The sequence below is a fragment of the Konateibacter massiliensis genome, assembly GCF_900184995.1.
Classification (GTDB): Bacteria; Bacillota; Clostridia; order Lachnospirales; family Lachnospiraceae; genus Lachnotalea; species Lachnotalea massiliensis.
The window spans coordinates 2941169-2966550 of the sequence record NZ_LT860099.1; the positions used below are offsets into that span (position 1 = coordinate 2941169).

A 25382-nucleotide genomic window follows, 5' to 3' on the forward strand; every position below is an offset into this window, starting at 1 on the left:
GAAAAAATGGATTTATTTGAATATATGAGAAGCAATACCTTGGAAAAGGAATCACCGCTTGCCGCAAGACTGCGTCCGCGAAAGCTTGAGGAGGTAGTGGGGCAGCAGCATATCATCGGAAAGGACAAGCTGCTTTATCGTGCCATTAAGGCGGATAAGCTGAGCTCCATTATTTTTTACGGTCCGCCGGGAACGGGAAAGACGACGATTGCAAAGGTCATAGCGAATACGACACGCGCGGAATTTACCCAGATTAACGCGACGGTGGCGGGAAAAAAGGATATGGAGCAGGTCATTGAGCAGGCGAAAAACAATCTTGGCATGTATGGGAAAAAGACCATATTGTTTGTCGATGAGATTCATAGATTTAATAAGGGCCAGCAGGATTATTTGCTTCCGTTTGTGGAAGACGGAACGATTGTCCTAATCGGAGCAACGACAGAAAATCCTTATTTTGAGGTGAATTCGGCTTTGATTTCAAGATCGATTGTATTTGAACTAAAGCCTCTTGAAAAAGAGGATATTGCCCTTTTGATTGATCGGGCGGTTTATGACAAAGAGAGGGGAATGGGTGCCTACGAGGCGATTATCGATGATGACGCAAAGGAGTTTTTGGCAGATATTGCAAACGGAGATGCAAGAAGCGCACTCAATGCCATTGAGCTTGCCGTTTTGACCACGGAGAAATCGGAGGACAAGAAAATCCATATCACGATAGCGGTTGCCGAGGAATGTATTCAAAAAAGGGTGGTACGTTATGATAAGTCGGGAGATAACCACTATGATACGGTATCCGCGTTTATTAAGAGTATGAGAGGCTCCGACCCTGACGCGGCAATCTACTATCTGACAAGAATGCTCTATGCAGGGGAAAGCATTACGTTTATCGCCAGAAGAATCATTATCTGCGCGGCGGAGGATGTCGGAAATGCAGATCCGAATGCTCTCTGTGTGGCGGTTGCAGCTTCGCAGGCAATTGAGCGGATTGGAATGCCGGAGGCAAAAATTATCCTGTCACAGGCAGTCAGCTATGTAGCGACAGCGCCAAAGAGCAATTCTGCCGTTATGGCGATTGATAAAGCATATAGAGTGATGGAGGAGACAAAGACGGCACAGATACCGGCACATTTGCAGGATGCCCACTATAAGGGGGCTTCCAAGCTTGGACATGGCTTGGGATATCAGTATGCTCATAATTTTAAAAATCATTATGTAAACCAACAATATCTGCCCGACGGATTGGAAAATATGGTATTTTACGAGCCGTCACAAAACGGATATGAAAAAAACATTTCGGAGCATATGAGACGAATACGGAAAGAAGCAGAAGAGTAAAGGAAGCTGTTACTTCGCAAAAAAATCAGCCAAGCCCCTCATTCATGGAGGCTTAGCTGATTTTTTATCTCATTAATTTATCCATCAGATAGGAATAGACCTCCTGGCTTTCTGCCTTCCAGTTGGAGCAAATGGCATTCGCCTGTTCCTTTGTAGGGACAGTAAGGGTGAGGCTGATTAAATCAACATTTCTTTCTTTTACCCTGCATTCAACGGCGTAATCATTGTTTGTCGTCTTATAAAAATCCGCAGTGGTGGAAACTTCGTCAATCAGGGAAAATTGGTTGACAGTCAGATATTCGTCGATATCGGCGACAATGGAGGAAGAAATCTTATTTCCAAAATAGTCCAAGGTGCTGATGCCTTCCTCTGTTATATGGTAATGGGAACTGTTTCGGAAGGTTTCAACCTTGATTAGGTCGGCATCAATAAGCTCTGAAATTGCCTGTCTGAGAGAAAAATAAGTCGTATATTCTTTTCCTAGAATAAAATCGGTAATCTGAGCCTCTGTCAGCGGAAAATTAACCTTATCAAGCATATATAAAACAATCAATTTATAAAGTGTTAATGATTCAGACATATATTCTACCTCCTATATCCAAACAAGATGAAGCGGTAAACAGCTTCACTTATCATAAATGATAACACATGAACAAGTTCATATATTATAGTATACCACTAAATGAGCTTACCTTGCCAGCTATCTTTTTCCTTAAATTTCCTATGAATTGAATTTAGAACATATTTTTTATTCAAGCTCCATTTCGGCTCAATGAGTAAATCTCTGGGACCGTCACCGGTTATGCGGTGAATTACGATATGCTCAGGAAGCCGTTCTATTATATTGATTACAATATCGATATACTCCTCCATAGATAAAACAGGAAAGGGCTCCTCTTCATACAAAACAGCTAAGTCTGTATGTTTCAAAATATGAAGCAATGAAAGCTTTATGCCGTCAATCGTAAGCCCTGCCAGATAAGTAGAGGTTTCCTGCATATCCTGTGCCGATTCGCCCGGGAGTCCTACGATGACATGCGCAATAACCGGAATGGAAAGTTCGGATAACTTAAATGCGGCGTCCTCAAAACAAGAGAGCGGGTAACCGCGCCGGATAAGGCGTTCACTTTTTTCATGGATAGTCTGCAGTCCAAGCTCAATCCATATTGGCTTAATTTGATTTAGCTCATCTAAAAGGGCAAGTACTTCAGCGCTTAAACAGTCAGGCCTGGTGGCAATGGAAAGAATTGCAATGTCAGGATGAGAAATCGCTTCGTAAAATAGCTTGCGAAGATAAGCGACCGACGCGTAGGTATTTGTATATGCCTGAAAATAGGCGATATACTTTTGACCGGACGTTTTGTGCTTCACGAGCTGCTTCGCCTGCTCGATCTGCTCGGTGACGGAGAGCAGCGGGCTTGCGGCAAAGTCGCCGGAACCGCCTTCGCTGCAAAAAATACAGCCTCTTGTGCCAAGTGTGCCGTCACGGTTTGGGCAAGTCATGCCTCCGTTTAGGGAGAGCTTATATATTTTTTCACCGTAGGTATTTTTAAGAAAAGCGTCAAGGGAGTGATAACGTTTCTCGCCCCATGTTTTAACCTTGTCATTCATCTATTTGATATGGTCCTTTACCGCCTTGCTGACAACCTGTGCAACTCTCGGGTCAAAAGCCTCCGGCATAATGTTATCCTCATTTAAATCCTCATCAGCGACTAAGCCTGCAATGGCAGCAGCGGCAGCCAGCTTCATCTCCTCCGTAATTTTGGAGGCACGTCCTTCCAAGGCTCCTTTAAAGATACCCGGAAAAGCAACTACATTGTTGACCTGATTTGGGAAATCAGAGCGTCCGGTTCCGACAATCTTTGCACCGGCAGCCTTTGCGATATCCGGCATGATTTCCGGTACAGGGTTTGCCATTGCAAAAATAATTGCATCTTTATTCATGGAAGCAACCATCTCAGCGCTCACGATGTTCGGAGCGGAAACTCCGACAAAGATATCGGCACCCTTTAGTGCATCGGCCAAGGAGCCGCTCTTGCCAGAGAGATTTGTCACCTCTGTCATGTTTTTCTGCATCCAGTTCAAATCGGCAGTGTCCTTGGAAATGATACCGCATTTGTCGCACATAAGTACATTTTTAAAACCATAGGTCAATAAAAGCTTTGTGATGGCAATGCCGGCAGAGCCTGCTCCGTTTACGACAACCTGACAATCTTCTTTATTTTTGCCTGTCACCTTCAGGGCGTTGATGATACCTGCCAATACCACAATCGCGGTTCCGTGCTGGTCGTCATGGAAAACCGGAATATCAAGCAGTTCATTTAAGCGGTCTTCAATCTCAAAGCAGCGCGGTGCGGAAATATCCTCGAGATTAATACCACCAAAAGCAGGTGCGATAGCTACTACAGTGCGAATGATTTCTTCTGTATCCTGCGTATCAAGGCAGATTGGAAATGCGTTTACATTGCCGAATTCCTTGAATAAAACAGCTTTTCCCTCCATAACGGGCATAGCGGCATAAGGACCGATGTTGCCAAGCCCTAAGACAGCACTTCCGTCGGATACAACCGCAACGGTATTAGATTTTATTGTATATTTATACGCAGCCTCTTTGTCAGCGGCGATTACTTTACATGGTTCTGCTACGCCCGGAGTATAAGCAAGACTTAAATCCTCCCTTGACTTTACAGGTGTTTTAGATACTGTTTCAAGCTTACCATTCCACTCCTCGTGGAGAAGCAAGGCTTTTTCGTTTGTTGTCATAATAGCCTCCATCTTTCGCAACGGCGAATTAATCTTTTGAATAATAATACCATTTACTTTGCATCAAATCAAGGTCAGTGACTAAAGTTATCGTTACGGTTGACAGCACACATAAATGGTGATATAGTAAGGATAACTTAATAAAGGTAGCAGTTGTGAAACTGCTTTGGTAGAGGTTGCGTTTGACAAGAGTATATTGTTTGATGTGTCAGGCATAGAAGAGAACAATAGAAAGGGGATAACGCCGAAGAGATATATATCCTGTATATATATATTTTCTGGGCATATGGTGAATAGCTATGTGACTGTCATCTTATTCGTATAAGGTGGTGCGCTATCTGGAAGAAAGTAATGAAAACGAAATCTTTTTAGAGTCTGATGCACTGCGTCGGCTCTTTTTTTGTATGACAGGAAAGTTCTCAAATTCCCTATCATTAAAAGATATTATGCGCATCGTGCAAAGAAGAAGTTGCTTCACAACCCGCTTGGGCGCAATAATGTGCCAAGTCACATTATTTTATTAAGCTGGAGTGCACAAAAAGATAATTTCATGGATAGACTATATTACCATAGCAATTAAGTAAAAATTGTTTAAGGAGGATTTGAACATGGCAATATTTAAAGGAGCAGGTGTAGCGATTGTCACACCGTTCAAGGAGAATTCTGAGGTTAATTATGAAAAGCTGGAGGAAATCATCGATTACCAAATTGACAATGGCACGGATTCCATTATCATTTGCGGAACGACAGGGGAAGCTTCCACGCTGACACATGAGGAGCATTTGGAGTGTATTAAGGTAGCGGTTGAGAGAACGAAAAAGAGAGTTCCGGTTATTGCGGGCACAGGCTCTAACTGTACGAATACTGCGGTTTATCTGTCAAAGGAGGCACAAAGTTACGGTGCGGACGGGGCTTTGATTGTAACCCCTTACTATAATAAGGCAACACAAAAGGGATTGGCAGCGCATTATACTGAGATTGCAAAAAATATTGACATTCCGATTATTATGTATAACGTTCCGAGCAGAACCGGTTGCAATATTCTTCCTGAGACAGCGGCAGCACTTGTGAAAGAGGTAGATAATATCGTTGCAATCAAAGAAGCAACGGGAAACATCTCCCAGGTTGTCAAGCTGATGCAGCTGACAAACGGTGATATTGACCTGTACTCCGGAAATGACGATCAGATTGTACCGTTGCTGTCCGTAGGCGGACTTGGTGTTATCTCGGTTCTATCCAATATTGCGCCGAGAGAAACACATGATATCGTTGCAATGTATCACGCAGGAAACCGCGAAGAAAGTCTTGCTCTTCAGTTGAAGGCGATTCCATTGATTGACCAGTTATTCTGCGAAGTGAATCCGATTCCGGTTAAAAAAGCCATGAATCTGATGGGCTTCGAGGTAGGTCCTCTCAGAATGCCGCTGACGGAGATGGAGGAAGTACATGCCAAAAATCTCGCACAGGCAATGAAGGATTTTGGAATTAAATTAGTGTAACGATAAAATAGGTAGGAGGCAATATGATAAAAATTATAATGCACGGATGTAACGGACATATGGGTCAGGTTATATCGGAAATTGTAAAAAATGATGAGAACAGTACGATAGTTGCAGGCATTGATTTAAATGCAGAAAAGAAAAATGATTATCCTGTGTTTCGCTCGCTTTCGGAATGTGATGTGAAGGCAGATGTCATCATAGACTTTGCTTCCCCGAAGGCGACAGATTCACTTCTTGACTATTGTATAGAAAATAAAGTTCCCGTTGTCTTATGTACAACAGGCTTATCTGAGCAACAGATAGAGCGAATTGAGAAGGACAGCAGCAAGGTGGCTGTTTTAAAATCTGCCAATATGTCTCTTGGAATCAACACGCTGTTAAAGCTTCTTCAGGATGCTGCGAAGGTATTTGTACCGGCAGGCTATGATGTGGAGATAATTGAAAAGCATCACAACCAGAAGGTGGATGCCCCAAGCGGTACGGCGCTTGCCCTTGCCGATTCCATCAATGAGGTGCTTGACAATGAATACGAATATAAGTATGACCGAACGCAGGAACAAAAGAAGAGAGAGAAGAAGGAAATCGGAATGAGCGTGGTGAGGGGCGGCACGATTGTGGGAGAGCACGAGGTATTGTTTGCTGGAACAGACGAGGTAATTGAGATTAAACATACGGCGTACTCCAAGGCAGTCTTTGGAAAGGGAGCCGTGGAAGCGGCAAAATTTCTTGCAGGAAAAGAGCCCGGACTTTACAATATGAGCCATGTGATAGGATAAAAAGCAGACTATAAAATGAATGATAATCAATAGACTTGTAAAAAGAATGTGTCTTGGCACATTCTTTTTTATATCACATCACAACTTTATCTAATCTATTTTCTTATTTACAACAGGCATATATATGGTATAATAGAATTAACAACATAAAATATGTTTTAAAACAGAAAATATATATTTATAAAGGAGCGTAAAGATGAAGAAAGAATTGATAAAAAAATTCGAAGAAGTATTTGGAAGCGACGGAGAAATCAAGGCTTATTTTGCACCCGGAAGAGTAAACCTCATTGGTGAGCATACAGACTATAATGGTGGTCATGTATTCCCGTGTGCGCTTACAATCGGAACGTATGCGATTGCAAGAAAGAGGGAGGATGACAAGCTGCGTTTTTATTCTATGAATTTTGAACAGCTTGGTATGCTTGAAGCTGATTTAAAAAGTCTTGCGTTTGATAAGGCAGCAGACTGGACAAACTACCCGAAGGGTGTTATGTGGGCATTTCAGAAAAAGGGCTATGAAATTTCAACAGGCTTTGATATTCTTTTGTTCGGAAATATTCCAAACGGTTCAGGTCTCTCCTCCTCTGCTTCCGTTGAGGTGGTGACCGGAGTTCTTCTTAAGGATATGCTTGGACTGGATGTGACGATGGTGGATATCGCATTAATCGGACAGTATGCAGAGAATAATTTTAACGGTGTAAATTGTGGTATTATGGATCAGTTTTCCATTGCGATGGGTAAGAAGGATAATGCGATTTTCCTTGACACAAGCGATTTATCCTATGAATACGCACCGATTAAACTGGAAAACAGTAAAATTGTCATTATTTCCAGCAATAAAAAGCGTGGACTCGGAGATTCTAAATACAACGAAAGAAGAAGCGAATGTGAGACGGCTCTGGCAGAAATCCAGAAGGTGAAAGCTGTTCAGTCGCTTGGAGAGCTGACCGAGGAGGAATTCCACGAGGTGGAAAGTGCAATCGCAGACCCTGTGAGAAGAAAGAGAGCAAAGCATGCGGTGTATGAGAACCAAAGAACCATCAAGGCGGTAAAGGCATTGAAGGAAAATAACATTGCCCTGTTTGGAAAGCTGATGAACGAATCACATGTCTCCCTTCGTGATGACTACGAGGTGACGGGAATTGAACTTGATACGCTGGCAGAAGCAGCATGGGAGCAGGAAGGTGTAATCGGCTCCAGAATGACAGGAGCAGGCTTTGGCGGCTGTACGGTAAGCATTGTGGAAAATGACAAGGTAGAGAGCTTTATTGACAAGGTAGGAGCAAAATATCTGGAGAAGATAGGATATGCAGCAGACTTCTATGTGGTTGACATAGGAGAAGGTGCAAGGGTAATATAAGAAGAGTAAAATAACAAAAACAAATCAAATTAAAAAATAAATCGGAGGAAGAGACATGACCATTTTAGTACTAGGCGGAGCAGGCTACATCGGAAGTCACACGGTATATGAGCTGATTGACAGAGGAAACGACGTAGTCATTATTGACAATCTGGAAACCGGGCATATAGAGGCTGTACATGAAAAGGCAAGATTTTACGAAGGAGACATCAGAGACCGTGCGTTTGTGGATGGGGTGCTGGATAAAGAAAAGATTGATGCAGTCATTCATTTTGCGGCAAACTCCCTTGTGGGTGAGAGTATGGTAAACCCGCTGAAATATTATGACAATAATCTCTGCGGAACGAAGGTACTGTTGGAGTCCATGATTGCGCATGATGTGAAAAAAATTGTTTTCTCTTCCACAGCGGCAACCTACGGGGAACCGGAGCGAATCCCGATTTTGGAGGGAGATAAAACAGAGCCGACGAATACATACGGTGAGACGAAGCTTTCGATGGAGAAAATGTTCAAATGGACAGACAAAGCACATGGTTTAAAATATGTATCGCTGCGCTACTTCAATGCCTGCGGTGCGCATAAGAGCGGCACAATCGGGGAGGCGCATAAGCCGGAAACTCATCTGATACCGCTGATTTTACAGGTGCCGTTAAAGCAGAGAGAGGCGATACAGATATTTGGAGAGGACTATGACACGAAGGACGGAACCTGTATCCGCGATTATATTCATGTCACAGATCTTGCACAGGCACATATTCTTGCGGTGCAGTACCTGATGGAAGGAAACGAGAGCGACATCTTTAATTTAGGAAACGGAGTCGGTTTCACGGTTAAGGAAGTGATTGATACGGCACGAAAGGTAACCGGTGAAGAAATCAAGGCAGTTGTGGCAGAGAGAAGAGCCGGAGACCCTGCCCAGTTAATTGCGTCCAGCGAAAAGGCGAAGTCAGTACTTGGCTGGAAGCCGGAGCATGCTGATTTAGAGGAGATTATTGCTGATGCGTGGAAGTGGCATAAGTCACATCCGCAGGGATTTAAAACCGTTTAAGGAGAAGAACATGATAAACAGAAATATAAAACAGCTTGTAACCTATGGTCTGGAAACCGGTCTGATTGAAAAAGAGGATATCATCTATGTGACAAATCAGCTTTTGGAGCTGTTAAAGCTTGATGAATATGAGGAGCCGGAAGAGGCTGACAAAGTGATTGATTTGGAAAAGGTGCTTGACGCTTTGTGTGATTACGCCTACGAGCAGGGGATTATTGATGATAATGGTATTGTGACAAGAGATTTATTTGATACAAAACTTATGAATGTACTGCTGCCAAGACCGAGTGAGGTGATTTCACGTTTTCACAATCTTTACAAGGAAGCGCCGAGGAAGGCTACCGACTACTTTTATAAAATCAGTCAGGACAGCAACTATATCAGGCGCTACCGAGTAGAGAAGGACATGAAGTGGATTACAAAAACGGAATATGGTGATTTGGATATTACAATCAATCTCTCAAAGCCGGAAAAAGACCCGAAGGCAATTGCGGCGGAAAAGCTTGCCAAGCCAAGCGGCTATCCAAAGTGTCTTCTGTGCAAGGAAAATGAAGGCTATGCGGGACGCATTAACCATCCGGCAAGACAAAATCACAGGATTATTCCGATTGAAATCAATGACAGCCAGTGGGGCTTTCAGTATTCTCCATATGTTTATTACAATGAGCATTGTATTGTATTCAACGGGGAACATGTACCGATGAAGGTTGAAAAGGCGACCTTTAAAAAGCTGTTTGATTTTATTAAGCTGTTTCCGCATTATTTTATCGGCTCCAATGCCGATTTGCCTATCGTGGGTGGTTCCATATTAAGCCACGACCATTTCCAGGGAGGAAACTATGAATTTGCGATGGCGAAAGCACCGATCGAGAAAACCTATGCGATAAAAGGTTTTGAAGATGTGGAGGCAGGTATTGTAAAATGGCCGCTGTCCGTTATCCGAATTCGTTCCAAGAGTGCCGAACGTTTGGTGGAGCTGGGAGACTATATTCTTGGAAAATGGCGTGAATACACCGATGAAGAGGCATTTGTCTATGCTTACACGGACAAGGAACCTCACAACACGATTACGCCGATTGCCAGAAAATCAGGAGACTTATTTGAACTGGACCTGACTCTTCGAAACAATATCACGACTGAGGAATGTCCGCTTGGAGTTTACCATCCGCATAATGAACTTCATCATATCAAAAAAGAAAACATTGGGTTGATTGAGGTGATGGGACTCGCCGTTTTACCGGCAAGACTAAAAGATGAAATGCAGGAACTCTCCCGTTATATAGTGGAGAAAAAGAACATCCGGGAAAATGAAATGCTCGCAAAGCATGCAGACTGGGTTGAAGAATTCCTGCCAAAATACAGTGATGTGAGCGAAGAGACAATCATGGATATACTAAAAGAAGAGATCGGTATTGTCTTTACAAGAGTATTGGAGGATGCCGGTGTATACAAGTGCACGGAAGAAGGAAGAGCGGCATTTGAACGGTTTATTGTATCACTATAATATAAGTGATATTAATTGTTTTTTATGAGTTGGCAAATATAGAATAAAGAATGAGCATAGCCTCGCTGCCTTGAAGAGAAAAGGACGCGGGGCTTTTTGCAGGCAAACTCAGGAGAGAATAAAATAATGGTAACTGTTCAGAACCAATCTTGAAAACACTACGTGTTTTCAAGATGTGGCGTATCCGCCAAATAAATTTGATAAAGAGTATGCTTATAAATGCGAGCATTTAACGCATAAGCTTTATCAAATTTGCTTGGCTCTGAACAGTTAAAAATAATGTATATATTTCTTACCAAATAAATGGTATAATAGCGACATGAGTTTTTTGTAGAATTTTGGTTATAGTTTGGAGGATATTATGAAGAGATGGATGACCATTTTTATAATAGCAGCATGTCTGCTTGGCGGATGTGCTAAGGCGGGAGAAGAAACGTCATATACGGAGCAGGGAATGACGGCGATTGAGAACAAAAGCTATGATGAGGCGCTGACCTTTTTTGAGACGGCGGCAAGCAAGGGCGAGGATGAACAGCTTGTATTTCGCGGAAATGGGATTGCTTACATAGGAAAGGGAGAGTATGAGACTGCTATCGAGAATTTAAAGATAGCCTTGAAGAAGGCATCCGGCAAGGTGACGGATTTGGAGATTGACACATCCTATTATCTTGCACTGGCACAGTACAAAAACAGTGACAGAGCGGCAGCGATACAGACATATACAAATATTCTTGCATTTGATGAGAAGGATTCAAGAGCATATTACCTGCGTGGAACCGTATATCTTGCAGATGGGGATTTAGACAGTGCAACCAAGGATTTTAACGCGGCAATCGACTGTGATAAAAACGAATATGAAATGTATATTAATATTTTTAACAATTTAAACAACAAAGGTTATACGGAGCAGGGACAAAGCTATCTGAACAAAGCGCTGGAGATTGACAGCAAGGATGACGGCTTGAAAAAAGGTATGATTTACTACTACTTGGGAGATACTGAAAATGCCATGAGTTCTCTGACCAAGGCAAGAGAAGCGGGAAATAAAGAGGCGCTTTTGTATCTTGGAAAGGTATATCAGCAGCTTTCTGATAACAACAGTGCAACTGCTTTGTATGAGGAATACATTGCAGGGGCAGGGGGCGCAAGCGGGCTTGGAATGGTCTACAATACCCTCGGTATGTGTAAAATGGAAAGCGAAAGCTATGATGAGGCTTTGACGGCATTTCAGGCGGGTATCGCATTGAATGAGGGAGACTCCATTCAAGAGCTTTTGTTTAATGAGATAGTGGCATATGAATACCTGAGTGATTTTGCGGCTGCGAGTGAGAAAATGGAGGCATATGCCTCGCTTTATCCAAATGACAATACGGCGAGCAGGGAATATGAGTTCCTAAAGACGAGATAACAAAAGTGAGGAGCAAAGCGTGTCTGAAATGATAGAATTAGATGAAATACAAGAAAAGGTAATATTAATCGGTGTGTGCTTAAACGACGAGGATGATACAAGAGAGTCCTTGGAGGAGCTTGCTGATTTGGTTAAGACCGCAGGTGCCGAGGCAATTGCAACGGTAGTCCAAAACCGTGAGGCGATTCATGCGGGAACCTATATCGGAAAAGGAAAGATTGAGGAGACAAGAGAGCTGGTCGAAGAGCTAGGGGCGACAGGAGTAGTCTGTGATGATGAGCTGTCTCCGGCGCAGCTTCGTAATTTGGAAGAGCAGCTTGGGACAAAGGTGATGGACAGGACCTTGGTTATCCTTGATATTTTTGCAAAAAGAGCGACAACGAGTGAGGGTAAGATACAAGTTGAGCTGGCACAGTTAAAATACAGCCTTGCCCGTCTGGTAGGTCTTAGAAGCTCTCTGTCCCGTCTGGGAGGCGGTATCGGAACAAGAGGTCCCGGTGAAAAGAAGCTTGAGATGGACAGACGTTTGGCAAAGGAGCGTATCTCCCAGCTTAAAAGGGAACTGGCGGAGGTGGAGCGTCACAGAGAGGTGACAAGGAGCCAGAGGAGTAAGAAAAACACTCCGGTGGCAGCAATCGTTGGTTATACGAATGCAGGAAAGTCCACACTTTTAAATACATTGACGGGAGCGGGTGTGCTTGAGGAGGATAAGCTATTTGCAACGCTTGATCCGACGACAAGAATGCTGGAGCTTCCGAGCAAGCAGCAGGTGCTGCTGACGGATACGGTCGGCTTTATCAGAAAGCTGCCTCATCACTTGATTGAGGCATTTAAGAGCACCTTGCTGGAGGCAAAGTATTCCGATATTATTATCCATGTGGTGGATGCTTCCAATCCGCAGATGGAGAAACAGATGCATATTGTATATGAGACCTTGGACAGTCTCGGCATTAAGGACAAGCCTGTGCTTACCCTTTTTAACAAGCAGGATAAGCTTGAGGAGAGAATTATTTTGCGGGATTTTCGCGCAGATAAAATCCTTCATATATCGGCAAAGCGTGGAGAAGGACTTGAGGAATTGCAGGCGGAGCTTGAAGAGCTTTTAAGGCAGCAGAATATTTTGGTAGAACGGTTATTCCCATATGACGAGGCAGGAAAGATTCAAATTATAAGAAAACACGGTGAGCTGTTGGAGGAGGAATATAAAAATGACGGTATTTACGTCAAGGCATATGTTCCGGTCCAATACTATGAAACGGTTGTAAAATAAGAGTTTGGTGACTGTCAAGCATAAATGCCAGGAACACTATATATTGTGTAAAATTAACAAAAAACACAATATGTAGTGTTTTTTTGTTGACCTTCTATTTGAAATTTGCTAAAATTTTCATTAACGGATCATAGTACGTGTTGGGAAAAATAGGGAGGGATATGTAATGTTTCAAGTAGTAAAAAGAGACGGTGAAGTAGCTGATTTTAATTTAAAAAAAATCAATGAGGCGATTTCAAAAGCGTTTCATGCAACGCAAAAGCAGTATAACGAGGAGATAATCGATTTACTTTCACTGCGTGTGACGGCAGATTTTCAGAAGAAGATGAATGATACGCTGATTCATGTGGAGGATATTCAGGACAGTGTGGAGGCAACTCTTGAGCAGGCAGGCTACACAGATGTGGCAAAGGCATATATTTTATACCGGAAGCAGAGAGAGAAAATCCGTAATATGAAATCCACTATTTTGGATTACAAGGACATTGTAAACAGCTACGTCAAGGTGGAAGATTGGCGCGTCAAGGAAAATTCAACCGTTACCTACTCGGTGGGTGGACTTATTCTGAGTAATTCGGGGGCAGTGACGGCAAACTACTGGCTTTCTGAAATTTATGATGAAGAAATTGCGAATGCACATAGAAATGCGGATATTCATCTGCATGATTTGTCCATGCTGACTGGATATTGTGCGGGCTGGTCTCTAAAGCAGTTAATTCAGGAAGGTCTTGGCGGCATTACCGGAAAGATTACTTCTGCGCCGGCAAGCCATCTTTCTACACTTTGCAACCAGATGGTTAATTTCCTTGGTATTATGCAGAATGAATGGGCGGGAGCGCAGGCATTTTCCTCCTTTGACACCTATCTGGCACCGTTTGTCAAGGTGGATAATTTAAGCTATTATGATGTGAAGCAGTGTGTTCAGTCCTTTATCTATGGTGTCAACACACCGAGCCGCTGGGGAACGCAGGCACCGTTTTCCAATATCACGCTTGACTGGACTGTTCCAAATGATTTGGCTGAACTGAATGCCCTCGTAGGCGGCAGGGAGATGGATTTTAAGTACAAGGACTGTAAGAAGGAAATGGATATGATTAACAAAGCCTTTATCGAGACGATGATTGAGGGCGATGCGAACGGAAGGGGCTTCCAGTATCCGATTCCAACCTATTCCATCACAAAGGATTTTGACTGGAGCGAGACGGAAAATAACAAGCTGCTCTTTGAAATGACGGCAAAATATGGAACTCCGTATTTTTCCAACTACATCAACAGTGACATGGAGCCAAGCGACGTGAGAAGTATGTGCTGTAGGTTAAGGCTCGATCTGAGGGAGCTTCGTAAGAAAACAGGCGGCTTCTTCGGTTCCGGAGAGAGCACCGGATCGATAGGTGTTGTGACGATTAATATGCCAAGGATTGCGTATTTGGCAAAGAACAAAGAGGACTTTTATCAGAGACTGGATCGTATGATGGATATTTCCGCACGTTCTCTAAAGATAAAAAGAGGTGTTATCACAAAGCTGTTTCATGAGGGCTTGTATCCATATACAAAACGTTATCTGGCTGGTTTTGACAACCATTTTTCTACAATCGGACTGATTGGAATGAATGAGGTCGGGCTAAATGCCAATTGGCTCAAGGCAGATTTGACACAGGAAAAGACACAAGAATTTACAAAGGAAGTCCTAAATCATATGAGAGAGCGTTTGTCCGATTATCAGGAAAAATACGGCGACTTATATAATTTAGAGGCGACGCCGGCGGAATCCACGACATACCGGCTTGCAAAGCATGATAGGAAGCATCATCCTGCTATTATCACGGCGGGGCATGAAAACGATACCCCTTATTACACAAATAGCTCACATCTGCCGGTAGACTACACGGAGGATATTTTTGAAGCGCTGGATATACAGGATGAGCTACAGACTTTGTACACATCGGGAACGGTATTTCACTCCTTCCTCGGTGAGAAGCTTCCGGATTGGCAGGCAGCAGCTAAGCTTGTTAAAACGATAGCAGACAACTATAAGCTTCCTTATTATACGATCTCACCGACATATTCTGTATGCAAGGACCATGGCTATATCAGCGGCGAGCATTTCAACTGCCCGATCTGCGGCGCGACGGCGGAGGTATACAGCCGTATTACGGGCTATTACAGACCGGTTCAGAACTGGAATGAGGGAAAGACACAGGAATATAAAAACAGGGTAACCTATGATAAGGAAAATGCCTGTGAAGGCAATGCATGGAAAGAGGCGGCTTGCAGTACAGAACATGAGGAAGCTGCACGTAGAAGCTATATGACCATTTCAAATGATGAGGTTACGATTACACCGGCAAACCAAGAAACAAAATATTTATTTGTCACAAAAACCTGTCCGAATTGCAAAGTGGCAAAGGAATATTTGTCAGAGGAAGAATATGAGATTGTCGATGCGGAGGAAAATAGTTCCCTGGCGCAAAAATATGGTGTGATGCAGGCTCCGACGTTGATTGTTATCAAAGACGGCGAGGCAGAAAAATATGTCAATGCTTCAAATATTAAAAAATATATAGATGACGTGAAATAAAGCTATTGAACAGTTAAAAACAAGAGGAAGCTGCTTGCTGCTTCGCTTGTCATAAATAAAGAAAGGGAAGCTCTGCTTGCAATTTCCGGCAAGTGAAGGGCTTCCCTTTTTTGTATGCAGGCTAAATAAGCATTCGAAACATACCATAGACATCAACCATGCCGTAGCCCCATACATTGTTTGGATAGGTCAGAGTAGGCAGGCGTCTGGCACCTCTTATAAGCAATTCTTTAATGATAAATCCGTTAATCGGTATAAAATTATCTTCCACTACTGCCCATTCCAATACCATCGCAGTGATTCCTGTTGTGTGGGCGGCAGAGGCTCCGGTTCCGGTTATGGCGCCATAACCGTTGTTCAAGGTAGGGCAGGTGAGATTGACACCGGGGGCCGCCAAATCCGGTTTTATGCCTCCGATGCGTGTGTACCCTCTGCTTGAAAAGGGAGCGATTCCATCCGTTGTGGGATCATAGGCGGTAATGGTCATAATGTCGGGGGCATTAGCGGGGGAGGTAATTGTGATATCCGGGTTCGAATTGAGAAAGTAGGTTTCCGGCGAAATTAAGTTGCCGGCGGGCAGCCATACGTTAAATTCGGAAACCGTATTATCAATGTTTCTTATTCCAAAGCGCCAAATTCCTTCCTGTGCGTTATTAAACCGAATTAGAATAAGCTGATCACCGGACTGGATATCGAACAACATATTGTTGACATACAATCTGCTGGGCTCAAAGATAAAGGTTATTTCATTACATTCTTCTAAGGTAGGGTAAATCGGAGCAATGTATTCTCCGGTAGGAGAGCGGATATCGATGGAAAGGCGAAATGGAATCTGCTGCCATAGCTCCATAAAAAATTCCTTGTCATTACTGCTTACATTTAATTCAAATTCGGTAATCTCACCGCTTGCCCTAGTTGTTCCGTTGAAATGCCGCCTTGTATTTCCTTCATTTCCGGCAGAAGCAACGACTGCAGTACTCGGAAGCCGGGTGACATATGCCAGATAGCGGCTTAGGGTTCCGTAACCGTCATGTCCGCCCTGGCTGCTTCCGAGTGCAATACAAACAGTCAGGGGACGGTTTAAACGCTGAGCGACGGAGATTAAATAGTTGACTCCGAACATGATATCTGATTCCTGATAGCAGAGCCTATCAACGGGAATGGAAAGCATTTCCTTGTTAATTATTTTTGCGGGTTTTAGCTTTACTATAACGAGTTGAGAATCGGGGACAACGCCGCTGAAAGCCTGAGATACATTGGGTGTTCCGGCAATAACGCCGGCAATCATGGTACCATGCCCCTCTACATCCTGCGAGGGAACAATGGCCAGGGGATCCTCGCTTGCTAATGCGGCATCAATCTGCTCCTTTGTGTATTCTGTTCCGTAGGTAAAGCCCTGCGGCGGATTTCCACCATCATTGATTGTCTGGTCCCAGATAGAGACTATTTTACTTGTTCCGTCCCTTCCTATGAAGGCTTCATGCTGATAGTCGATACCGGTATCGACTATTCCGATCAATACACCTTGTCCGTAGAGGTTAAAGTTGGGGTTGAGCTGAATTTGCTGAATGCCCGATTTCTCCAGACTAAGGGTGGCCTCGGTAGTGTAAAGAATCGGAAGAACGGAATAGGAAAAGGTCGCCTGCCCCAGGGAGCACTTGTTAAATGTATTTACCGGGATATGGACAAGGGAAGAGACAAAGGTAATAGTTGTGTAAGGGCTATTTCTAAACAGAGGCAACAGTTCATTTTCTACTATAATATCTAGATAATCTTCGCTTATTATTTCATTTGCCAATGCTGTCCTCCTGTATTGTCAAAATAGGCATTGTTTTTACATCATATGAAGGAAAGAACCCTGTTATGCAAGCATTTAGCCTTTTTGCGCGTCTCGCTTTCTGTAATAAAGTGGGGAATGCCCAGTAATTTCACGAAAAATCCGTCCAAAATGTGTGATGCTTCCAAAGCCCACACGTTCAGCAATTGTGTATACCTTAAGGGAAGTATTTTCCAACAGCTTAATTGCTTCTTTTACCCGCACACTGTTAATATATTGCACAAAGCTAAAGCCAGTCACCTCTTTAAATGTTCGGCTTAGGTAATAGGGGCTGACAAAAAAATGATCCGCCACAAGGGAAAGTGATAAATCTTTTTTGTAATTTGCATTGATATAGCGGACAATTTCAGAGACACGCTCATGCATCGGATTGATGTACTCCAAGGCTTCCATATTGTTTAATTCCATATGCCGGGATGCAAAAACAAGAAGTTGTGCCAAAAGTGATTGTATTACAATATCATAGCCCTCGCGTAATCCCTGTGCTTCCTTTACAATCTGCAAAAGATAATCCTCAAAGCGCAGTCTATGCTGCATAGAAAAGTGAATGACCAGATATTCCTTCGAAAATTCGGGGCGCAGTGTCTCAAAAAAGCTCTCGTGCAGGGAAGGCAGGAAGGCTTCCTTAAAGTTCAATATTATTTTTTCGTGCTCAGGCTGATTGGTATTGGCAGTTTTGTGAAGCACATTTGGGTGTACAAGCAAAAAATCACCAGCCTTTAGCAAAAGAGTACGGTCCTTGATAAAGAAAGTGCGTTCACCGGACAGTAAATAATATGCCTCATAGGTGCTGTGAAAATGACTGTTTGGCATAAGATGTTCCGCCTGTTTTCTTTTGGAAACAGAAAATAAATCTTCTGTTGCGTTAAGGGTAAAGTTTTCATCCATCACGGCAGCCTCCTTAGTAAATGTGATTGTAAAAAGGAAAAATAACAAAAGAACAAGATATAAGAAGATTTTAAACGATTCGGCAATAAATGTACAGATAAATCGTTTATGATAGGGGTATAAGAGCTGTGATTGAAACAGCCAGTGTGAAAGGAGTATTTTCATGGAAAAGATAAACGGAAAAACACCGTTGCAGTGGGGCGAACTTGCCTGTGATACGTTGATAGCAAAATTTGAGGCAAAGAATTTACCGCCTGCGGGGCATTTTCACTATCATCAGGGTGTGTTTTTGCTGGGGATGGAGCAATGTCTTAATCAGAACGGCGGAGAAAAGTATGCCGGGTATATAAAAGCTTGGATTGACAGCGTGATAGATGAAGAGGGAATGATTATTGATTATGACCCTACCCAGCTTGATGATGTACAGCCCGGAATGTTATTGTTTTCCCTCTATGAGAAAACGAAGAATGAACGCTATAAAAAGGCGCTGGATACGCTTGGAGACCTGCTAAAAAACTGGAAGACAAACTCTGTCGGAGGCTTTTGGCATAAAGGCATGTATCCGAATCAGATGTGGCTGGACAGCCTCTTTATGGGAGGTCCGTTTGCCGTTAAATACGGGAATATGTTTCAGAAGCCGGAATATTTTGACATGGCAGCTTTGCAGGCAAAGCTGATTTATGAGAATACGGTTGATGAAAAGTCAGGATTATTGTATCACGGATGGGATGAGAGCAGGGAGGCGGAGTGGGCTTCTCACGAGACAGGAAGAGCACCGCAGTTTTGGGGACGCTCCATCGGTTGGGTTCCGGTTGCAATATTGGAGATGTTTGATTCTATGCCGGATGACCATAAAGATAAGAAGAAGCTTGTACATATCTTGCAAAATGTCATCAAGTCACTCATTCCGTTTCAGGATGAGGAGACAGGGCTTTGGTATCAAGTAATAGACAGAGTAGACGATTCAAGAAATTGGCTGGAGACATCCTGCACCTGCCTATTTGTCTACGCAATTGCGAAGGCAGTCCGCATGGGATACCTGCATGAAATTTACTTAAAATATGCAAAAAAGGGTTTTGAGGGTGTGATTAACCGCTTAAAAACAGATGAAAACGGAATCGTCATTGACGGCGTATGTGTGGGAACCGGAATCGGCGACTATGAGTTTTACCTGGACCGTCCGACAAGCACAAATGATTTGCACGGTGCGGGAGCATTTATCATCATGTGCGCAGAAATGAATTTAGCATAAAACATTACAAAAAAGATGTAAGGTATGACAAGTTAAAAGATAATTTGTACAGAGAAAATGGATACACCCTTTTTTAAAAGAAAAAGGGTGTATTTTTGTAATAGATTTATTATTGTGACACTCTTGGGAGTGTGGTACAATAAAAATAAATATTTGCAGGAAATGGATTTAGAAAGGAATAAATATGAAGCTGTTAATTAAAAATGGCAGGGTGATTGATCCTGCGAGCAAACAGGACGAAGTGATGGATTTACTCCTTGAAGACGGAAAAATTGCAAAGAAAGCCGCCAATATTCAGGAAAAAGAGGAGACGCTTACTGTGATTGACGCGAAGGGTTGTTTTGTTATGCCCGGGTTTATTGATTTGCATGTACACTTGAGAGAGCCAGGCTTTGAGAACAAGGAGACGATAGCAACAGGGGCAAGGTCTGCGGCAAGAGGAGGCTTCACAACAATCTGTGCAATGCCGAACACGAAGCCAGTCATTGACAATGTGGACCGTGTTAAGTTTGTGCTGAACAAGGCAGCAGAGGTTGCAGCGGTTAATATATGCCAGGTAGGTGCGGTCACGGTCGCACAGCAGGGCGAGGAGTTAGCTGATATCGAGGGCATGGCAAAGGCGGGAGCGATTGCTATCAGCGAGGACGGAAAGTCCGTTATGAATGTAAAATTATATGAGGAAGCCATGAGACTGGCAGCGCGCTCTGGTATTCCGGTATTTGCCCACTGTGAGGACAAGGATTTGGTTGGTGCAGGGGTGATTAATAAAGGAGCAAAGTCGGAAGAGCTTCAAGTGGAAGGCATCAGTAATTTGGTGGAGGACATCATTGTAGCCAGAGACATTTTGATAGCTAAAGAAACGAATGCGAAGCTTCATCTGTGTCATTGCTCGACGAAGGACAGTGTCAGTCTGGTTGAGGAGGCAAAGAAAAAGGGTATCTCCGTGACAGCCGAGGTTTGCCCGCATCATTTTACCCTGACAGAGGACGATATTGTAGCAGGAGATACGAACTACAAAATGAATCCGCCGCTTCGTACGAAGGAGGACGTGGAAGCCTTGAAGCTGGGGCTTAAAAATGATATTATGGATATTATCGCAACAGACCATGCGCCTCACCATGCGAAGGAAAAAGCAAAGTCATTAAAGGAAGCACCTTTTGGCATAGTAGGTCTGGAAACAGCGGCTTCCCTCACAATCACCGAGCTGGTTGATAAGGGCTATCTGACACCGATGCAGATGGCGGAGAAATTAAGCTATAACCCGGCGAAGGTAATCGGCATAGACAGAGGAACACTTGCGGAAGGAAAAATAGCGGACATTGTCATACTGGACCCGGAGAAGGAATATGTAGTGGATGTAAATGATTTTGCCTCGATGGGCAAGAATACCCCTTTTGCAGGAAGAAAGCTGAAGGGACAGGTTGTCGCTACAATTGTGAACGGAAAAGTTGTGTATCAAAATAATTAGTTCAATACGGAGGATATTATGATAAATAAACTGATAACGAAAATTCAAAAGACAAATGCACCAATCGTGGTAGGTCTGGACCCAATGCTTGACTATGTACCGGAGCATATCAGGAAGCGTGCTTTCGCCGAATTCGGTGAGACACTTCAAGGCGCAGGTGAGGCAATCTGGCAGTACAACAAGGAGATTGTGGACACAGTGCATGACTTGATACCGGCGGTAAAGCCACAGATTGCAATGTATGAGCAGTTTGGATTAGAAGGGCTGAAAGCGTTTAAAAGAACGGTTGATTACTGTAAGGAAAAGGATTTGGTCGTAATCGGTGATATCAAACGAGGCGATATCGGTTCTACCTCTGAGGCATATGCCGTGGGGCATATCGGCAAGGTGCAGGTAGGTTCAAAGAGCTATGCGCCGTTTGATGAAGATTTTATAACTGTAAATCCTTACCTTGGAACAGACGGTATCAAGCCTTTTGTTGACGTTTGCAAGGAAGAGAAAAAGGGATTGTTTATCTTAGTGAAAACCTCCAACAAATCAAGCGGAGAATTTCAGGACCGTTTAATTGACGGAAAACCATTATATGAATATGTAGGCGAAAAAGTTGCCGAGTGGGGCGCTGATTGTATGGGCGACTCCTACAGCTATATCGGTGCCGTAGTTGGTGCTACCTACCCTGAGATGGGCAAGGTGCTTCGAAAGGTTATGCCAAAATCTTTTATTTTAGTGCCGGGATATGGTGCGCAGGGAGGAAAAGCCTCCGACTTGCTTCCGTATTTTAATGAGGACGGCTTAGGAGCCATCATCAATTCCTCAAGAGGAATCATTGCTGCTTATAAAATGGAAAAATACCAGAAGTTTGGTGAGGAAGCTTTTGCGGATGCATCCAGACAGGCGGTTGTGGATATGATAGAGGACATCAATCAGGCACTTAACAAATAGGAAGCGTAGGGAATACAATGTCAGAGAAATTTCAGGAAACGGCATCTGTGCTAAGTCAGGAAAGGCTGGCAGCAGGTGTATATAGCATGTGGATTCAGACAGAAAATATTGCGAAGGCCTCAAAGCCGGGGCAGTTTATATCAGTTTATTGCAACGACCAGAGCAGAATGCTGCCGCGTCCGATCAGTATATGCGAGATAGATACAGAAAAAAATGCACTCAGAATTGTCTACCGCATATTGGGAAAAGGAACAGAGGAATTTTCTTCATATAAGGCAGGTGACTCTGTTCGGGTTTTGGGACCGCTTGGAAACGGCTTTCCTCTCAGCGATAAAAAAGCGATTTTAATCGGTGGGGGTATCGGAATACCGCCGATGCTTGAACTTGCAAAGTCGTTAAAGGGCGAGAAGGATATTGTGGCGGGATACCGCGATGAGCTGTTTTTGCAGGAGGAACTGAAGCAAAACGGTGATTTTTATGCGGCAACCGAGGACGGAAGCACCGGAACAAAAGGAAACGTCATGGACGCCATTCGGGAGAACAAGCTGGAGGCGGAGATTATTTATGCCTGCGGCCCGACTCCTATGTTAAAAGCAATCAAGGCATATGCGATAGAGCACAACATCGAAGCTTGGCTCTCCTTGGAGGAAAAAATGGCATGCGGCATCGGTGCCTGTCTTGCCTGTGTGTGTCAATCCAAGGAGAAGGATGAGCATACGAACGTGAATAACAAGCGAGTTTGCAAGGAAGGTCCTGTATTCTTGGCGACGGAGGTAGAATTCTAATGAATATGAAGATAAATTTGGCAGGAGTAGAATTAAACAACCCCGTTATGACCGCGTCTGGCACTTTTGGCTCGGGCGAGGAATACAGTGAATTTGTGAATTTGAATCACCTGGGAGCAGTCGTGACAAAGGGCGTGTCCAACGTACCTTGGACGGGAAATCCAACCCCTAGAATAGCCGAGACCTACGGCGGAATGATGAATGCAATCGGACTTCAAAATCCGGGCATGGAAGTGTTTATAAAAAGGGATATTCCTTTTTTGAAGAAGTATGATACCAAGATCATTGTAAATGTATGTGGAAAAACGACAAAGGATTACTGTGAAGTTGTGGAAAGACTCGCAAGTGAGCCTGTGGATATGCTGGAAATCAACATTTCCTGCCCGAATGTAAAAGAGGGCGGAATTGCCTTCGGACAAAATGCAAGCTCCGTTGAGGCAATTACAAAGGAAATAAAAAAGTACGCAAAGCAGCCGGTTATTATGAAGCTGAGCCCGAATGTGACGGATATCACAGAGACTGCCAAAGCAGCAGAGGCAGGCGGAGCCGATGTTTTATCCTTGATTAACACGCTGACCGGAATGAAGATTGATATAAACCGCAGAAGCTTTGCTCTTGCCAATAAAACAGGAGGATTGTCCGGTCCTGCAATCAAGCCGATTGCGGTCAGAATGGTATATCAGGTTGCCAATGCAGTGAAGCTTCCGATTATCGGCATGGGCGGCATCGCAACCTATGAGGATGCAGTGGAATTTATTCTTGCGGGTGCAAGCGGAGTTTCCGTAGGTACCGCCAATTTTGCAAATCCGTTCGCGACGCAGGAGGTTGTTGACGGTATTGCAGACTATATGAGAAGAAACAAGATTGAAGATATACAGGAATTGATTGGTGCGGTAAAGTAAGTGAAATAGACAGAATGAGAGGAAAATACTATGAACGAATACAAGAAAGAATTTATCGAATTTATGGTAGACTGCGGCGTGCTGAAGTTTGGAGATTTTGTGACAAAGAGCGGAAGAAAAACCCCGTTTTTTGTGAACACAGGTTTTTACCGTACAGGTGCACAGCTTAGTAAGCTGGGCGGTTATTATGCACAGGCGATTCATGACAAATTCGGAGTGGATTTTGACGTATTATTCGGACCTGCCTACAAGGGAATCCCTCTGACGGTAGCGACTACAATGGCAATGAGTGAAAAATATGACAAGGATATCAAATACTGCTCCAACCGAAAAGAGGTAAAGGATCACGGGGACACCGGGATTTTACTTGGAAGTCCAATCAGTGACGGAGATAAGGTTATCATCATCGAGGATGTGACAACTGCCGGAACGTCCATACAGGAGACACTTCCGATTATCAAGGCACAGGGAAATGTTGATGTTATGGGACTTGTGGTATCCGTAGACCGAATGGAGAGAGGACAGCATGAAAAGAGTGCGCTAGCTGAAATCGAGGAAAACTACAACATAAAGACGACTGCTATTGTAACGATGGCAGAGGTTGTGGAGCATTTGTATAACAAGGAATACAAAGGAAACATTATAATAGATGATACTTTGAAAAATGCAATTGATGCATACTATGAGCAATACGGCGTAAAATAGTCTGGGAGGTGACTTAATATGGGTGAAAAAGCATATAAAGCAATGGGCGGCGTGGGTGCGCTGAACATTACAGTTGGAATTATTGTGATTGTTGTGGGCGTTGTCTCAGGTATTCTGCTTATTGTAGGCGGCGGAAGACTTCATAAGAATAAATCTGAGATTATATTTTAGTAAAAAAGAAGCAAAATAGTGTCTTAAAATAATAATTTTATTTTGAGGCACTATTTTGGTAGACGGGAAAAGAGGAAGCAAGATTGAAAAAGAAAGAAGCAAATAAGGTAAAATGGATAGGAACTTTGCTTTTTATTATATATATTATTTTCTTGGTTTATTTCCTGTTTTTTGCAGAGAGCATGGGGCGCACTGTGAGTAACAGAGAATATTCCTATAATTTAATTTTGTTCAAAGAGATAAAAAGATTTATTCGCTATCGCAATGAACTTGGAATGATGGCAGTTGTCACAAATATATTTGGAAATATCATATGCTTCATTCCGTTTGGAGCTATGCTTCCCCTTTTAAGCACAAAGCTTCGAAGGCTTTTGGTTGTCACACTGGTGAGTTTTGAGCTGAGCCTTGTGATTGAGGTGACGCAGCTTGTTTTCAAAGTGGGAAGCTTTGACGTAGATGATTTGGTGCTGAATACAATCGGAGGTTTTATTGGTTTTATTTTGTATAGCATCATGGTGAAAATTTATAGAAAGTGGTCAAAAAAGTGAAGAGAAGGCAAAAGAGAAAACAAAAGGATATAAAATTTTCGGATAAGAGACATGCAGTTTCCGGCATTACATCAACGGTGCTTGGAGTGATTTCGTTAGGGCTTATGATTGCCCTGTTTATTATTTCCTACCTTCAAAAAGGTAATGCGGGAATTTATACAGGTTCTATCGGATTGTCGGCGCTGATTATTGCAATCGTAGGCTTGGTGAAAGGGCTTAAAAGCTTTGGAGAGAAGGAGCGGTATTACCTGTTTTCTAAAATCGGGTCGATTACCAATGCCATCATTTTAATATTTTGGATTGCAATCTATGTGATAGGAACATGGTATTAAGAAAAAGA

The 25382-nt window shown here is 43.2% G+C and carries 23 protein-coding genes and 1 riboswitch; of the genes, 18 read left to right on the top strand and 5 right to left on the bottom strand.

Annotated features, from left to right (window positions below):
• The first annotated feature begins 6 nt into the window (after positions 1–6).
• Positions 7–1335, top strand: a complete 1329-nt coding sequence (locus tag CTY48_RS19110; RefSeq protein ID WP_099470020.1) for a replication-associated recombination protein A — start codon at positions 7–9, stop codon at positions 1333–1335.
• Between the two features lie 64 nt (positions 1336–1399).
• Here CTY48_RS19110 and CTY48_RS19115 read toward each other — a convergent pair whose 3' ends face one another.
• From CTY48_RS19115 to CTY48_RS19125, 3 genes are all read right to left on the bottom strand, one after another.
• Positions 1400–1915 carry a DUF4364 family protein gene (locus CTY48_RS19115; RefSeq protein ID WP_099470021.1) on the bottom strand — a complete coding sequence of 172 codons (516 nt, stop codon included), beginning with the start codon at positions 1913–1915 and terminating at the stop codon, positions 1400–1402.
• A gap of 98 nt (positions 1916–2013) precedes the next feature.
• Complete coding sequence (locus CTY48_RS19120; RefSeq protein ID WP_099470022.1) at positions 2014–2946, bottom strand: TIGR01212 family radical SAM protein; 933 nt, start codon at positions 2944–2946, stop codon at positions 2014–2016.
• Entirely contained in the window at positions 2947–4098 is a 1152-nt protein-coding gene (locus tag CTY48_RS19125; protein ID WP_099470023.1) for an NAD(P)-dependent malic enzyme, read from the bottom strand.
• A 162-nt stretch (positions 4099–4260) separates the two neighbouring features.
• Positions 4261–4443, top strand: a riboswitch (Lysine riboswitch).
• A 263-nt stretch (positions 4444–4706) separates the two neighbouring features.
• Between CTY48_RS19125 and dapA the strand changes: the two genes are divergently transcribed.
• From dapA to CTY48_RS19165, 8 genes are all read left to right on the top strand, one after another.
• The gene (gene dapA, locus CTY48_RS19130) at positions 4707–5597 is read left to right on the top strand and encodes a 4-hydroxy-tetrahydrodipicolinate synthase (RefSeq protein WP_099470024.1); all 891 of its coding nucleotides are present in this window, start codon (positions 4707–4709) and stop codon (positions 5595–5597) included.
• A 23-nt stretch (positions 5598–5620) separates the two neighbouring features.
• Complete coding sequence (gene dapB / locus CTY48_RS19135; protein ID WP_099470025.1) at positions 5621–6376, top strand: 4-hydroxy-tetrahydrodipicolinate reductase; 756 nt, start codon at positions 5621–5623, stop codon at positions 6374–6376.
• Between the two features lie 196 nt (positions 6377–6572).
• Positions 6573–7736, top strand: a complete 1164-nt coding sequence (locus CTY48_RS19140; RefSeq protein WP_099470026.1) for a galactokinase — start codon at positions 6573–6575, stop codon at positions 7734–7736.
• 55 nt (positions 7737–7791) lie between these two features.
• The gene (gene galE, locus CTY48_RS19145) at positions 7792–8784 is read left to right on the top strand and encodes a UDP-glucose 4-epimerase GalE (RefSeq protein ID WP_099470027.1); all 993 of its coding nucleotides are present in this window, start codon (positions 7792–7794) and stop codon (positions 8782–8784) included.
• 10 nt (positions 8785–8794) lie between these two features.
• Positions 8795–10288, top strand: a complete 1494-nt coding sequence (gene galT, locus CTY48_RS19150; RefSeq protein ID WP_099470028.1) for a UDP-glucose--hexose-1-phosphate uridylyltransferase — start codon at positions 8795–8797, stop codon at positions 10286–10288.
• 361 nt (positions 10289–10649) lie between these two features.
• On the top strand, positions 10650–11696 hold the full coding sequence (locus CTY48_RS19155) for a tetratricopeptide repeat protein (RefSeq protein WP_099470029.1): 1047 nt from the start codon (positions 10650–10652) through the stop codon (positions 11694–11696).
• Between the two features lie 19 nt (positions 11697–11715).
• Positions 11716–12966 carry a GTPase HflX gene (hflX, locus tag CTY48_RS19160; RefSeq protein WP_099470030.1) on the top strand — a complete coding sequence of 417 codons (1251 nt, stop codon included), beginning with the start codon at positions 11716–11718 and terminating at the stop codon, positions 12964–12966.
• A 166-nt stretch (positions 12967–13132) separates the two neighbouring features.
• Entirely contained in the window at positions 13133–15544 is a 2412-nt protein-coding gene (locus tag CTY48_RS19165) for a ribonucleoside triphosphate reductase (RefSeq protein ID WP_099470031.1), read from the top strand.
• Positions 15545–15665: 121 nt separating this feature from the next.
• Here the strand turns inward: CTY48_RS19165 and CTY48_RS19170 are convergent, their stop codons facing one another.
• Positions 15666–17342, bottom strand: a complete 1677-nt coding sequence (locus CTY48_RS19170) for a S8 family peptidase (RefSeq protein WP_236355041.1) — start codon at positions 17340–17342, stop codon at positions 15666–15668.
• Positions 17343–17417: 75 nt separating this feature from the next.
• A complete protein-coding gene (locus tag CTY48_RS19175) occupies positions 17418–18269 on the bottom strand; it encodes an AraC family transcriptional regulator (protein WP_099470032.1) in 852 nt (283 codons plus the stop codon).
• A 163-nt stretch (positions 18270–18432) separates the two neighbouring features.
• Here CTY48_RS19175 and CTY48_RS19180 point away from each other — a divergent pair, with 163 nt between their 5' ends.
• The 9 genes from CTY48_RS19180 (at position 18433) to CTY48_RS19215 (ending at position 25374) form a co-directional block, all read left to right on the top strand.
• Entirely contained in the window at positions 18433–19521 is a 1089-nt protein-coding gene (locus CTY48_RS19180) for a glycoside hydrolase family 88/105 protein (RefSeq protein WP_099470033.1), read from the top strand.
• Between the two features lie 184 nt (positions 19522–19705).
• Positions 19706–20989, top strand: a complete 1284-nt coding sequence (locus CTY48_RS19185) for a dihydroorotase (protein ID WP_099470034.1) — start codon at positions 19706–19708, stop codon at positions 20987–20989.
• An 18-nt stretch (positions 20990–21007) separates the two neighbouring features.
• Positions 21008–21931 (top strand): orotidine-5'-phosphate decarboxylase, encoded by a 924-nt coding sequence (gene pyrF, locus CTY48_RS19190; RefSeq protein WP_099470035.1) that lies wholly within the window; start codon positions 21008–21010, stop codon positions 21929–21931.
• Between the two features lie 17 nt (positions 21932–21948).
• The gene (locus tag CTY48_RS19195) at positions 21949–22716 is read left to right on the top strand and encodes a dihydroorotate dehydrogenase electron transfer subunit (protein ID WP_099470036.1); all 768 of its coding nucleotides are present in this window, start codon (positions 21949–21951) and stop codon (positions 22714–22716) included.
• Positions 22716–23618 carry a dihydroorotate dehydrogenase gene (locus CTY48_RS19200; RefSeq protein WP_099470037.1) on the top strand — a complete coding sequence of 301 codons (903 nt, stop codon included), beginning with the start codon at positions 22716–22718 and terminating at the stop codon, positions 23616–23618. The genes CTY48_RS19195 and CTY48_RS19200 overlap by 1 nt, the downstream gene beginning before the upstream one ends.
• A 30-nt stretch (positions 23619–23648) precedes the next feature.
• Positions 23649–24323, top strand: coding sequence for an orotate phosphoribosyltransferase (pyrE, locus tag CTY48_RS19205; RefSeq protein ID WP_099470038.1), 675 nt, complete (start codon positions 23649–23651; stop codon positions 24321–24323).
• A gap of 18 nt (positions 24324–24341) precedes the next feature.
• On the top strand, positions 24342–24494 hold the full coding sequence (locus CTY48_RS19785) for a hypothetical protein (RefSeq protein WP_180272787.1): 153 nt from the start codon (positions 24342–24344) through the stop codon (positions 24492–24494).
• An 83-nt stretch (positions 24495–24577) separates the two neighbouring features.
• The gene (locus tag CTY48_RS19210) at positions 24578–25042 is read left to right on the top strand and encodes a VanZ family protein (RefSeq protein WP_099470039.1); all 465 of its coding nucleotides are present in this window, start codon (positions 24578–24580) and stop codon (positions 25040–25042) included.
• Positions 25039–25374, top strand: coding sequence for a DUF6142 family protein (locus CTY48_RS19215; protein WP_099470040.1), 336 nt, complete (start codon positions 25039–25041; stop codon positions 25372–25374). Before CTY48_RS19210 ends, CTY48_RS19215 begins: the two co-directional genes overlap by 4 nt.
• The last annotated feature ends 8 nt before the right edge of the window (positions 25375–25382 follow it).